We start from the raw sequence: 12,281 nt of genomic DNA on the forward strand, positions 1-12,281 counted from the left end.
GCGTCGGTCGGGTGAACGTCGCCGTGATCGAGGCGTACGCCGGGTTGGCCCGCCGCGTGCTGGCCGGTCCGGCGCGGTTGGGGCGTACCCGGCTGGTGGCCGTCGACGGGCCCAGCGGCGCGGGCAAGAGCGTGTTCGCGACGCGCCTCGCGGACGCGCTCGCGGAGCGGGCGGGCGGCGTGCGCCCGCCGTTGGTGCACACCGACGACCTGCTCGACGGCTGGGACGACCAGCTCACGTTCTGGACGCGGCTGGAGGAGCAGGTGCTCGGCCCGGTGCGGGCCGGCCGGGCGGGCGGCTACCGCCGCTACAGCTGGGTGCGCCGGCGCTTCCTGGACCGGGTGGTGCCGGTGCCGGCCGGTCCGGTGCTGATCGTCGAGGGGGTGAGCGCCGCCCGCGCCGCGGTACGCCCCGAGCTGACGCTGTCGGTGCTCGTCACCGCGCCGGCCGAGTTGCGGTTGCGCCGGGCGCTGGCCCGCGACGGTGAGCAGATCCTGCCGGAGTTGCGCCGCTGGCACGCGGGGGAGCGGGCGCACTTCACCGCCGACGGCACCGCGGCGGCGGTGGACCTGGTCGTCGACGGCGCCCCGGGCCTGCCGCACGACGCGGACCGCTACTACGTCCGGGTGGGCGGCCGGCGATCAGGCTCGGCCGACGTGGCGGGGTAAGGCCAGCATACGATTCCGGTCATGACCACTCCGATCCTCTCCGAGTCCGAGGTGCGGGCCGCCGTCGAGCGGGAACTGCCCGGCGTCCGTGCCGACCTCGAGCGACTCGTCCGCATCCCGGGCATCGCCTTCGAGGGCTTCGACCACTCGCACGTGGAGCGTTCCGCCGAGGCGGTGGCGGAGCTGCTGCGCGGCTGCGGCCTCGACACGCGGATCGTCCGGTCCGGCGGCCAGCCCGCGGTGATCGGCACGAAGGCGGCCCCGCCCGGCGCGCCCACCGTGCTCATGTACGCGCACCACGACGTGCAGCCGGTCGGCGACCTGTCGCTGTGGGAGTCGGACCCGTTCGAGCCGGTGGAGCGTGACGGCCGCCTCTACGGCCGGGGCGCCGCCGACGACAAGGCCGGCATCATGGCGCACGTCGCCGCGCTGCGCGCGTTCGGCGACCGGCTCCCGGTCGGCGTGGTGCTGTTCATCGAGGGCGAGGAGGAGTACGGCTCGGACTCGCTGGAGCGGCTGCTCGCCGAGCACCGTGACGATCTGGCCTCCGACGTCATCGTGATCGCCGACTCCACCAACTGGGACGTCGGCGTGCCCGCGCTGACCACCTCGCTGCGCGGCATCGTCAACTGCTTCGTGGAGGTGCGCACGCTCGACCACGCGGTGCACAGCGGCATGTTCGGCGGCGCGGTGCCGGACGCGCTCACCGCGCTGGTGAAGCTGCTCGGCACGCTGCACGACGAGGCCGGTGACGTCGCGGTGGACGGACTGGTCGGCCGCGAGGGCGCCAGCGTCGACTACCCGGAGGACCGGTTCCGCGCCGAGGCCGGCCTGGTCGACGGCGCGGAGCTGTTCGGCACCGGCCGGATCACCGACCGGCTCTGGACCAAGCCGGCGCTGGCGATCCTCGGCGTGGACGCGCCGGCCACCGGCGAGGCGCCGAACGCGCTGGTGCCGTCCGCGAAGGCGAAGCTGAGCGTACGGCTCGCGCCGGGCGACGACCCGAAGAAGGCGTACGCGGCGCTGACCGCGCACCTGGAGCGGCACGCGCCGTGGGGCGCGCAGGTGTCGGTGACGTTCGAGCACGACGGCGCGCCCTGCGTCATCGACGCCTCCGGGCCGATGTTCGACGCGGCGCGGTCGGCGTTCCGGGCGGCCTGGGACGGCACCGACCCGGTGGACATCGGGGTGGGCGGGTCGATCCCGTTCATCGCCACGTTCCAGGAGATGTTCCCGCAGGCCGCGATCCTGGTGACCGGGGTGGAGGACCCGCACGCGCGGGCCCACGGGCCGAACGAGAGCCTGCACCTGGGCGAGTTCGCGCGGGTGTGCCTGGCCGAGGCGCTGCTGCTGGCCCGGGTGGCGGAGGCCGGAAACCGCGGCTGAGGTGTCGAAACCGTAACTTCGGGGCCGATGTCGGAGTTTGTGGTGTGTCGGCGGGCGGGGTGTTATAGCCTTTCGAACATGCGTACGAACGACGAGATGGAGCGGCTTCAGGCCGCCGTCCGTGCTCTGGGGGACGTCGACGTCTCCGCGTGGTCCGAGGACACGCTCAACGAACAGATCGGCGAGCTCTCCGCCGCGCTGGTCACGCTCGACGCGCTGCTCACCCGGGTCGCCGAGGGCGTGCGCGGGCGCGGCCTGCGGATCGAGGAACCGGTCTCGGCCTGACCGGTTGCCGGTGACCCGGCCACCCGTGTGGTGTGCCGGGTCGCCGGATCGGCCCCGGTGTCGCAGGTGACTGGCAGGATATGGGCGTGCGTTTCGCGGAGCTGGCGGCCACCTCGGCCGCGGTCGGCGCCACCAGCGGCAGACGAGCCAAGGTGGAGCTGCTGGCCGCTGCGCTGCGCGGGCTGGAGCCGGGCGAGATCCCGGCCGGCGCCGGCTATCTCGCCGGTGAGCTGCGCCAGCGTCAGACCGGTGTCGGCTGGGCTGGCCTGCGTGACCTGCCGCCGCCGGCCGCCGAGCCGACGCTCACCGTCGCCGCCGTCGACGCGGCGATCGAGGAGATCTCCCGGGTCGCCGGCTCCGGTTCGCAGGCCCGGCGGCGTGATCTCGTCGGCCGTCTCTTCGCCGCCGCGACCGCCGACGAGCAGCGCCTGCTGACCGGCCTGTTCCGGGGCGAGCTGCGGCAGGGCGCGCAGGCCGGGCTGCTGACCGACGCGGTCGCCCGCGCCGCCGACGTACCGGTCGCGGCCGTCCGGCGTGCCCTGCTGCTCGCCGGTGACCTGCGCGCGGTGGCGGTCGCGGCGCTCACCGGCGGCGCCCCGGCGCTGGCCGGGTTCGGCCTCCAGGTGGGCCGCCCGCTCGCGCCGATGCTGGCGCAGAGCGCGCCTTCCGTCGACGAGGCGCTCACCGCCACCGGCGTGCCGGCGATGGTCGACGTGAAGCTCGACGGCATCCGCATCCAGGTGCACCGTTCCGGCTCGGACATCGCCGTGTTCACCCGCAGCCTGGACGAGATCACCGGCCGGCTGCCCCAGGTGGTGGCGGCCGTACGCGCGCTGCCCGCCCGCGAGCTGGTGCTCGACGGTGAGGCGATCGGGCTGGACGCGGCCGGCCGGCCGCTGCCGTTCCAGGAGACGTCCAGCCGGGCGGCCCGGCGCACCACGCCCAGCACCACCGGGCCGACGCAGGTCGCGCCCGCTGTGCTGGCCGCCGCCGAGCGCACCGGCGAGCCGGTGCTCACGCCGTACTTCTTCGACCTGCTGCACCTCGACGGCGCCGACCTGATCGACGCGCCCGGGCGGGAGCGGTGGGCGGCCCTGGCCCGCGCGGTCGACGCCTCGCTGCTCGTCGACCGGATCGAGGTGGACGACGCGGAGCAGGCGGCCACGGCGTTCGCCGCGGCTGTCGACGCCGGGCAGGAAGGCGTGGTCGTGAAGGACCCGGCCGCGCCCTACGACGCCGGCCGGCGCGGCTCGGCCTGGGTCAAGGTCAAGCCGCGGCACACGCTCGACCTGGTGGTGCTCGCGGTCGAGTGGGGCAGCGGCCGGCGCGAGGGATGGCTGTCGAACCTGCACCTCGGCGCCCGTGACCCGCGAACCGGCGAGTTCGTCATGCTCGGCAAGACCTTCAAGGGGCTCACCGACGAGATGCTGCGCTGGCAGACCGAGCGGTTCCTGTCGCTCGCAGTGGAGAAGGGCGACTGGGAGGTGCGGGTCCGGCCGGTGCAGGTGGTCGAGATCGCCTTCGACGGGGTGCAGACCAGCAGCCGTTACCCGGGTGGCATGGCCCTGCGCTTCGCCCGTGTGCTGCGTTACCGCCACGACAAGACGGCCGCCGAGGCGGACACGATCGACGCGGTCCGCGCCATCCACGCCGGCCGGATCACCGGCTGACCGGTCCGGCTCAGGCGGAGGTGGGGGCGGCCGGCTCGGCGGCCCGGTCCACCGGCTCGCCCGGCTTGTCCAGTCCGGCGAGGCGCCGGGCCTCGCGGCGCGCCACCCAGCCGTAGCCGAACAGGCTCATCACCGCGAAGATCCACCACTGCCACACGTAGCCGAAGTTCTGCCAGTTGTTCGTGTGCCCGATCTGCACCGCCCGGAACGCCGGGTCGGCGGCCGGCGTCTGCCCGTCGAGCAGCACGTAGCCGCCGGTCACCGGATAGGGGAGCTGCTCGGCCAGGCGGGGGATGTCGATGCGCCGGGCCTCCAGCTTCCCGTCGCGCCGGCTGACCCCGCCCCCGCCGCTCTCGCTGGCGACCACCCGGCCGGTCACTGTCACCTCGCCGCCCGGCGCCGCCGGCACCTGCGGCTGGACCGTCGCGCCGGCCCCCGGGGCGGGCGGGATCCAGCCCCGGTCGACGAGCACCGCGCTGCCGTCGGCGAGCACCAGCGGGGTGAGCACCTCGAAGCCGACCGTCCGGTCGACGGTCCGGCCGCGGATCAGGACGGTGTTCGCGCTGTCGTACCGGCCGGTGGCGGTGACCCGGCTCCAGGTCAGCTCCTCGGCCGGAGCGGGACCGACGGCACCCGCGCCTCCGGTGGGCGCGGGCAGCGCGTCGCGCAGCGGCGCGGGCGTCATGGTGGCCCCGGCGTCGATCCGGTCGTTGATCGCCGTGCGGCCCCGGTAGCGGTCCAGCTGCCAGTTGCCCAGGAACACCATCACCGTCGCGGCGACGAGCGTCAGCGCGAGGTAGCCGAGCCAGCGCGGGGTCAGCAGGAACCGGTACACGTTTGCCAAGGCTACCCGTATGAGCGATGCCACTCGCCGTCGCCGGGCAGAAACGGCGGTACGCGCGGACGTCGCGGGCCGGGCCGGGCGGGTATGGTCACGCGGGCGGAAACCACCCACATCAGGAGTCGATGATGACCGACGTGCCGCGCGTCGTGCTGAGTGCGCCCTCCTCGGGTCACGGCACCGGCGCCGTCTCTCTCGGCCTGCTGGCGGCCCTCGCCGACCGGGATCTCCCGGTGGCCGGCTTCAAGGTCGGGCCGGACCAGGTGGACGCGGCGTACCTCGGGCTCGCCGCCGGCCGTCCCGGGCGCACGCTCGATCCGAGGCTGGTCGGTCCGGAGCGGATCGTCCCGCTCTTCGCGCACGGCGCGGCCGGGACCGGGTTCGCCCTGGTCCAGGGGACGATGGGCCTCTACGACTCGGTCGCCGGGCGGCCGGAGAGCGAATCCACGGCGGCGGTGGCCACCGCGCTGCGCAGCCCGGTGGTGCTCGTGGTGGACGTGGCCGCGATGGGCCAGTCGGTGGCCGCGCTGGTGCACGGCTTCCGGGCGTACGACGACGAGCTCTGGCTGGGCGGCGTGATCCTCAACCGGGTGGCCTCGCCCCGGCACGAGGCGCTGCTGCGCGAGGCGCTCGACGACGTCGGCGTGCCGGTCTACGGGGCGCTGCGCCGGCACGAGCTGCCGCCGGTGCTGCCCGCCCGCCGGTACGGCACCGGTCCCGTGGTGCGCGGCGACGCCGACGCCGAACGTGGCGTACGCCGGCTCGGGGAGGCGGTGGCCGCCACCGTCGACCTCGATCGGCTGCTGGTGCTGGCCCGGTCCGCCCCGGCGCTCACCGTTCAGGCGTGGTCGCCGGAGCCGGCCGATGCCCCGGCGGCGTCGGCGGAGCGCCCGGTGGTCGCGCTGGCCGGCGGCCCGGCCGGCGCCTACAGCCACCCGGAGGTCGTCGAGCTGCTGCGCGCCGCCGGCGCCGAGGTCGTCACGCTCGATCCGCTGCGCGACGAGGCGCTGCCCGCCGGGGCGCGGGCGCTCGTCGTCGGCGGCGGGTTGCCCGAGACGTACGCGGAGCAGCTCTCCGCCAACCGCCGCCTCTGCATCGCGGTGGCCGAGCTGGCCCGCTCGGGCCGTCCGGTGATCGCCGAGGGGGCCGGCCTGCTCTGGCTGGCCCGGGAGCTGGACGGCCTGCCGATGTGCGGCGTGCTCGACGCGGTCGGCACGGTCCGGGACGGCCTGGTGGTCGGCTACCGCACGGCCACGGCGGTCACGGACAGCGTGGTGGCCCCGGCCGGTACGACGGTGACCGGGCACAAGCAGCACGCGGCAGTGCTCACGCCGCGGGCCGGTGAGCGGCCGGCCTGGCGCTGGGAGGGCGGCAACCCGGAGGGGTTCGTCCGGCAGGCCGTGCACGCCTCGCAGCTTGTGCCGCACTGGGCCGCGCACCCGGACGTCGCGGCCCGGTTGGTGGCCGCCGCGCTGGCGCCCGTGCCGGCGCCCGCCTGACCGCAAGGTGACGGAAACGTCGATCAAGGAGCTCGCGTCGGCGGATCAGGCGATCCGGACGCAAACTCCTTGATCGACTACCCGGGCGCACCCCCGGGCGGATCGGGGCGGGTCAGCCGACTATCTGGTCTGAGGGTGGGGTGAACTGGCGGGTCGGCTGACCCTTCAGGGAATCCCGCAGGGTCTGCGCCACCGCGTTCACCGGGATCTGCGACTGCCCGTCACCCACCGCGTTGAACGGATTATCCGGGTCGGCGATGAAACTCGCCGCCGCCAGCTCCGGCGTGTAGCCGACGAACCACGCCGACCGGGTGCTGTCCGTCGTACCCGTCTTGCCGGCGACCGGCCGGCCCACGGTGCCGCGGACGCTGTCGGCCGTCGACCAGCCGCCGCAGCTCCCCTTCGCCGGGGTGTCGCCGGTCGGGCAGCGCGCCGCGTCCGTGGCGGCCCGGGCCGCGTCCGCGTTCACCACCTGGCGGCACCGCGGCTTGGCGACCTCCCGCTGCACCCCGCCCGGCGTGCTGTACGTGGCCGGTGTGCCGTCCCGGTTCATGATCGCGTTGACCGGGATGGCCTCGCAGTAGCGCCCGTCGGCGGCGATGGCGGCGTACGCGTTCGCCATCTCCAGCGGGGTGGCGTCGGAGACGCCGAGCGTGAACGCGCCCCACTTCTTCGCCTTGCCCGGCGACGCCTGTTCCTTGTCCACGTCGGTACGCCAGCGCAGCCCCAGTTGCTCGGCCAGCCGCACCCCGGCGTCCGCGCCGATCTTCTCCTCCAGTTGGACGAAGTACGTGTTCACCGACTTGCCGAAGCCGGACCACATGGTCTGCCGCCCGGTCATCGCGCCGCTGGCGTTCGACGGGGCCCACCCGTCGTAGACGGCCGACTTGTACGTGTACGGCGAGTCGTACGCGGTGGACAGCGGCATCCCGGCGTTGAGCGCGGCGAGCATCGGGAACATCTTGAACGTCGAACCGGCCTGGTAGCCCGGGAGCGTCCCGCCGCCGAGCAGCGGCGCCACCGTGTTCGGGTAGTTCGCCTTGACCTTCGGTCCGGCCTCCGGGTTCGAGCTGTTCGGGTTCTCGGCCAGGTCCAGCGAGTAGTTCCGGTTCACCGCCATCGCCTTGATCCGCCCGGTGCCGGGCTCGGCGACCACGATGCCGTTGGCGAACGGGCTGCCGGTGTTGTCCTTGGCGCCCACGTTCTTCTCCGCCGCCGCCTGCGTCTTCGGATCGAGCGCGAGCACGATCCGGTAGCCGCCGCGGCGCAGCTTGTCCATCCGTTCCAGCCGGTTCTCGCCGAACGCGGGCTGGGCGCTCCACCAGTTCTTCAGGTAGTCGCAGTAGAAGCCCCAGCTGCGGTGCCCGCCGTCGATCGCGGCGCAGTCGTTCGGCGGGTCGGTCAGCTTCAGCTTGATCGGCTGGCCCTTGGCCGCCGTGGCGGCGTCGGGCGACAGGTAACCGAGGCGGGCCATGTTGTCCAGCACGTAGTTGCGCCGGCCGGTGGCCTCCTTCTGGTCGGAGGTGATCGGGTCGTACTCCGACGGCGACTTCACCAGCCCGGCCAGCGTGGCCGCCTCGACCGGGGTGAGTGTGGCCGGGGTCTTGGAGAAGAAGATCTGCGAGGCGGCGTAGATCCCGTACGCGCGGTGGCCGAAGTAGGCCGAGTTGAGGTAGCGCTCCAGGATCTGTTCCTTGGTCAGGTGCTTCTCGATGTCCAGCGCCATGCGCATCTCCTTGACCTTGCGCAAGCTGGTCTGCTGGGTCGCCTCCTGGACCTCCTTGGGCGTGGTCGCGCTGTCCCGCAGCGCCATCCGCACGTACTGCATGGTGATCGTCGAGGCGCCCTGGGAGACGCCGCCGGATCGGGCGTTGGAGACGAAAGCTCGCGCCACGCCCTTCGGGTCGACGCCGTGGTGCTGGTAGAAGCGGTTGTCCTCGGCGGCGACGATCGCCTGCTGGATGTTCGGCGACATGTTCTCGATCTTGGTGTACTGCCGGTACTCCTCGTAGAACATGGTCAGCACCGTCTTGCCGTCCGGCGCGTAGACGTACGAGGTCTCGGCCGGCAGCGCGGTCTTGAGGATGCTCGTCTTCTGTTCGATCGCGTGCGCGGTGGCCTTGGCCCCGATGCCGGTGACGGCGACCAGCGGATACAGGGCGGCGGCGACCACGATGCCGGCGATCAGCCCGGCGCGGAGAAGAGGAACGAGACGGCCAGCGGAAGCAAGGGGACGACTGCTCACGGGGTCAAGCTATGACATTTCCGATTCGGAAATGAGAAGAACTCATAAACCGGCGGACCGTGACGCGACCCACGCCGGGATGCGCTGTCCCGGGCGGCGGCTACCCGGCAGGATCGCGGACATGCCCGCACCATCGACCGGGAGCGCCGCCGCGCTCGACGAGCCCGACCTGGGCCACCACGGGGACGCCGAGGCCACGCCCGGCCTGGTCGACCTGGCGGTCAACGTGCGCCGCGCCCCGATGCCGGACTGGCTGGCCGACCCGGTCACCGCCGCGCTGGGCGACCTGGCCGCGTACCCGGACCCGGCGCCGGCCCGCGCCGCCGTCGCTCACCGGCACGGGCGACCCCCGGAAGAGGTACTCCTCACCGCCGGCGCCGCCGAGGGTTTCGTCCTGATCGCCCGCGCGTTGTCCGGCGTCCGCCACCCCGTCGTGGTGCACCCCCAGTTCACCGAGCCGGAAGCCGCGCTGCGGGCCGCCGGGCACCGGGTGGACCGGGTGCTGCTCGACCCGGCCGACGGCTTCCGCCTGGACCCGGCGAGCGTCCCGGAAGACGCCGACCTGGTCATGATCGGCAACCCCACGAACCCGACCTCCGTGCTGCACCCGGTGGAGGCGATCGCCACGCTGGCCCGCCCCGGACGGGTGCTCGTGGTCGACGAGGCCTTCGCCGACACCACCACCGCGCCGGGCATCGACGGCGAGCCCGAGTCCCTGGCCGCGCGTCGCGACCTGCCCGGCCTCGTGGTCGTGCGCAGCCTCACCAAGACCTGGGGCCTGGCCGGGCTGCGGATCGGCTACCTGCTCGGCGACCCCGCGCTGCTGGCCCGGTTCGCCGCCGCGCAGCCGCTCTGGGCGGTCTCCACCCCCGCGCTCGCCGCCGCCACCGCCTGCGCCGCGCCGGCCGCCGTCGCCGCCGAACGCGCCATCGCCGCCGAACTCGCCGCCGACCGCGACCACCTGGTGGCCCGCCTGTCCGGCCTGCCCGGGGTACGCGTGGCGGGCCGCCCCGCCGCCGCCTTCGTCCTGATCCACGTGGCCGGCGCCGCCGACGTACGGGAGCGGCTGCGCGCGCACGGCTGGGCGGTACGCCGGGGCGACACGTTCCCCGGGCTCGGCCCGGACTGGCTCCGGATCGCCGTACGCGACAGGGGCACCACAGACGCGTTCATCGAGACGCTGGCACGGATCCTGGAGGCATGATGCTGGAGTCCACAGTCGCGGCGATCCGGCCGCTGGACGAGGCCGCCATGGCGGCGGCCCGCGAGTTGCAGGGGCGGCTGACCAAGCCCGCGGGCTCGCTCGGCGCCCTGGAGCCGCTCTCGGTACGCCTCGCCGGGCTGGCGGACGCCTGCCCGCCGCCGCTGCCCGAGCCGGCCGCGGTGGCGATCTTCGCCGGTGACCACGGCGTGCACGCCCAGGGCGTGACCCCGTGGCCGCAGGAGGTCACCGCCCAGATGATCGCCAACTTCCTGGCCGGCGGCGCCGTGGTGAACGCGTTCGCCCGCCAGGCCGGCGCCTCGGTCACGGTGGTGGACGTCGGCGTGGCCACCCCGATCCCCGGCGCCGAGTCCGCCGACCCGGCCGGGCCGCGTCTGGTGTCCGCGAACGTCCGCGTCGGCACCCGCGACATGACGGTCACCGCCGCGCTCACCCGGGACGAGGCCCGCACGGCCGTCGAGACCGGTATCCGGGTCGCGGGCGAGCTGATCGACGCCGGGGCGGGCATCCTGCTCACCGGCGACATGGGCATCGGCAACACCACCCCGTCCGCCACGCTCATCGCCGCGTTCTCCGGCGTCGACGCCGAGGCGGCCACCGGCCGGGGCACCGGGGTCGACGACGAGACGTACGCCCGCAAGGTGGCGGTGGTGCGGGCCGCGCTGGCCCGGCACGAGCCCGACCCGGCCGACCCGCTGGGTGTGCTGGCGACCGTCGGCGGGCTGGAGCACGCCGCGCTGACCGGCCTGATCCTCGGCGCCGCCGCGCGCCGGGTGCCGGTGCTGCTCGACGGCGTGATCGCGGTGAGCGCCGCGGTCGCCGCCGCCGCGTTCGCGCCGGACGCGGTGGGCGCCATGGTGGCCGGGCACCGCAGCGCCGAGCCGGGCGCCACGGCGGCGCTGCGGCACCTCGGGCTGGAGCCGCTGATCGACCTGGGGCTGCGGCTCGGCGAGGGCACCGGGGCGCTGCTCGCCCTGCCGGTGGTCACCGGCGCGGTCCGGGTACTGCACGAGGTGGCGACGTTCGACTCCGCCGGGGTGGCGGAGAAGTGACCGGACCGACGTCGCCCAGCCCGTACCCCCTGGGGTTGCGGCTGGACGGGCGGCGCGTGGTCGTCGTGGGCGGGGGAGCGGTCGCCACCCGGCGGGTGCCGGCGCTGCTCGACGCCGGCGCGGACGTCCTGCTGGTCTCGCCCGAACTGACGCCGGCGCTGCGTGCCCACGTCGACGCCGGGCGGCTGCACTGGGAGCCGCGCCGGTTCGCCCCCGGTGACCTGGACGGCGCGTGGCTGGTCCAGGTGGCGGTGGACGACCGGACCGCCGCCGCCGCGGTCAGCGCCGCCGCGGCCGAGCGGCGGATCTTCTGCGTACGCGCCGACGACCGGACGGCGGCGAGCGCGTGGACGCCGGCGGTGACCCGGCACGGCCCGGTGACGGTGGCGGTCCTCGGCGGCGGCGACCCGCGCCGCGCGATGGCAGTCCGCGACGCCGTCCGGGAGTTGCTCGGAAGGAAGGGCCCCCCGTTAACGCCTGCGGTAGAGGAAGGGACCCCTGTTAACACCGGCGGCCGCGTCGCGCTCGTCGGATCCGGTCCGGGCGACCCGGAGCTGATCACCGTGAAGGGATGGCGGCTGCTCACCGAGGCCGAGGTGGTCGTCGCCGACCGGCTCGTGCCCGGACTGCTCCTGGACGAGATGCGCCCCGACGTCGAGCTGGTCGACGCCTCCAAGATCCCGTACGGGCCGTCGCGCGCCCAGGAGGAGATCAACCGGATCCTGGTGGACCGGGCCCGGGCCGGCAAGGTGGTGGTACGGCTCAAGGGCGGCGACCCGTACGTCTTCGGCCGGGGCGGCGAGGAACTGCTGGCCTGCGCCGAGGCGGGCGTACCGGTGACTGTGGTACCCGGCGTGACCAGCGCGATCGCGGTGCCCGAGGTGGCCGGCGTGCCGGTGACGCACCGGGGCGTGGCGCACGAGTTCACAGTGGTCTCCGGGCACCTCGCGCCCGACGCGCCCGCGTCACTGGTGCGTTGGGACGCCCTGGCCGGGCTGCGCGGCACGCTGGTGATCCTGATGGGGCTGAAGAACCTCGCCGCGATCAGCGCCACCCTGATCGCGCACGGCAAGCCGGCGGACACCCCGGCAGCGGTGATCCAGGAGGGCACCACGTCGGCCCAGCGCACGCTGCGCTCCACGCTCGGCGCGGTCGCCGCCGACGTCGAGGCCGCCGCCCTGCGCCCACCCGCGATCGTGGTGGTAGGCGACGTGGTGCACGCCCTGACCCCCGCCTGACCCTCCGCCCTCGCCCTACGCCGCCCCGCCCGCCCCGCCCCGAGCGCGTCGATCTTGCACTTCGTGCCCGCAGGATGCCCGTTTCGATCACCTTTGCCCGGGCCGCAACTGCAAGATCGCGGGGGCGGGGCGGGGCGGGGCGGGGCGGGGCGGGGGCGGGGCGGGGATGGAACGA

At 74.8% G+C, this 12,281-nt stretch carries 10 protein-coding genes; 8 read left to right on the forward strand and 2 right to left on the reverse strand.

The window, feature by feature from the left end:
• Positions 1 to 11: 11 nt before the first annotated feature.
• The 4 genes from DQE82_RS29670 to DQE82_RS29685 all read left to right on the forward strand — a co-directional run bounded on the left by DQE82_RS29670 (position 12) and on the right by DQE82_RS29685 (position 4,009).
• Positions 12 to 668 carry a uridine kinase gene (locus DQE82_RS29670; RefSeq protein ID WP_233514822.1) on the forward strand — a complete coding sequence of 219 codons (657 nt, stop codon included), beginning with the start codon at positions 12 to 14 and terminating at the stop codon, positions 666 to 668.
• A gap of 21 nt (positions 669 to 689) precedes the next feature.
• Complete coding sequence (locus tag DQE82_RS29675) at positions 690 to 2,054, forward strand: dipeptidase (RefSeq protein WP_064448658.1); 1,365 nt, start codon at positions 690 to 692, stop codon at positions 2,052 to 2,054.
• 78 nt (positions 2,055 to 2,132) lie between these two features.
• Positions 2,133 to 2,339 (forward strand): hypothetical protein, encoded by a 207-nt coding sequence (locus DQE82_RS29680; RefSeq protein WP_030273275.1) that lies wholly within the window; start codon positions 2,133 to 2,135, stop codon positions 2,337 to 2,339.
• Between the two features lie 86 nt (positions 2,340 to 2,425).
• Complete coding sequence (locus DQE82_RS29685) at positions 2,426 to 4,009, forward strand: ATP-dependent DNA ligase (protein WP_104112989.1); 1,584 nt, start codon at positions 2,426 to 2,428, stop codon at positions 4,007 to 4,009.
• Positions 4,010 to 4,019: 10 nt separating this feature from the next.
• Here the strand turns inward: DQE82_RS29685 and DQE82_RS29690 are convergent, their stop codons facing one another.
• Positions 4,020 to 4,844, reverse strand: a complete 825-nt coding sequence (locus DQE82_RS29690) for an SURF1 family protein (protein WP_043330989.1) — start codon at positions 4,842 to 4,844, stop codon at positions 4,020 to 4,022.
• 134 nt (positions 4,845 to 4,978) lie between these two features.
• On the opposite strand from DQE82_RS29690, the gene DQE82_RS29695 reads away from it, so the two are divergent.
• Entirely contained in the window at positions 4,979 to 6,349 is a 1,371-nt protein-coding gene (locus DQE82_RS29695) for a cobyrinate a,c-diamide synthase (RefSeq protein ID WP_113974806.1), read from the forward strand.
• Between the two features lie 112 nt (positions 6,350 to 6,461).
• Here the strand turns inward: DQE82_RS29695 and DQE82_RS29700 are convergent, their stop codons facing one another.
• Entirely contained in the window at positions 6,462 to 8,594 is a 2,133-nt protein-coding gene (locus DQE82_RS29700; RefSeq protein WP_043328877.1) for a transglycosylase domain-containing protein, read from the reverse strand.
• A gap of 121 nt (positions 8,595 to 8,715) precedes the next feature.
• Between DQE82_RS29700 and cobC the strand changes: the two genes are divergently transcribed.
• From cobC to cobA, 3 genes are read left to right on the forward strand one after another with little or no spacing between them, the layout of a single operon-like run.
• A complete protein-coding gene (gene cobC / locus DQE82_RS29705) occupies positions 8,716 to 9,798 on the forward strand; it encodes an Rv2231c family pyridoxal phosphate-dependent protein CobC (RefSeq protein WP_069087291.1) in 1,083 nt (360 codons plus the stop codon).
• Positions 9,798 to 10,868 (forward strand): nicotinate-nucleotide--dimethylbenzimidazole phosphoribosyltransferase, encoded by a 1,071-nt coding sequence (cobT, locus tag DQE82_RS29710; protein WP_113974830.1) that lies wholly within the window; start codon positions 9,798 to 9,800, stop codon positions 10,866 to 10,868. The genes cobC and cobT overlap by 1 nt, the downstream gene beginning before the upstream one ends.
• Complete coding sequence (gene cobA, locus DQE82_RS29715; RefSeq protein WP_043328883.1) at positions 10,865 to 12,106, forward strand: uroporphyrinogen-III C-methyltransferase; 1,242 nt, start codon at positions 10,865 to 10,867, stop codon at positions 12,104 to 12,106. The genes cobT and cobA overlap by 4 nt, the downstream gene beginning before the upstream one ends.
• The last annotated feature ends 175 nt before the right edge of the window (positions 12,107 to 12,281 follow it).

The organism is Micromonospora sp. LHW51205 (assembly GCF_003315815.1).
GTDB lineage: Bacteria > Actinomycetota > Actinomycetes > Mycobacteriales > Micromonosporaceae > Micromonospora > Micromonospora chalcea.

Coding starts and splice junctions, on each gene's coding strand:
- DQE82_RS29695 (WP_113974806.1), top strand. CDS start 4,979: ATGACCGACGTGCCGCGCGTCGTGCTGAGTGCGCCCTCCTCGGGTCAC.
- DQE82_RS29680 (WP_030273275.1), top strand. CDS start 2,133: ATGCGTACGAACGACGAGATGGAGCGGCTTCAGGCCGCCGTCCGTGCT.
- DQE82_RS29675 (WP_064448658.1), top strand. CDS start 690: ATGACCACTCCGATCCTCTCCGAGTCCGAGGTGCGGGCCGCCGTCGAG.
- cobT (WP_113974830.1), top strand. CDS start 9,798: ATGCTGGAGTCCACAGTCGCGGCGATCCGGCCGCTGGACGAGGCCGCC.
- cobC (WP_069087291.1), top strand. CDS start 8,716: ATGCCCGCACCATCGACCGGGAGCGCCGCCGCGCTCGACGAGCCCGAC.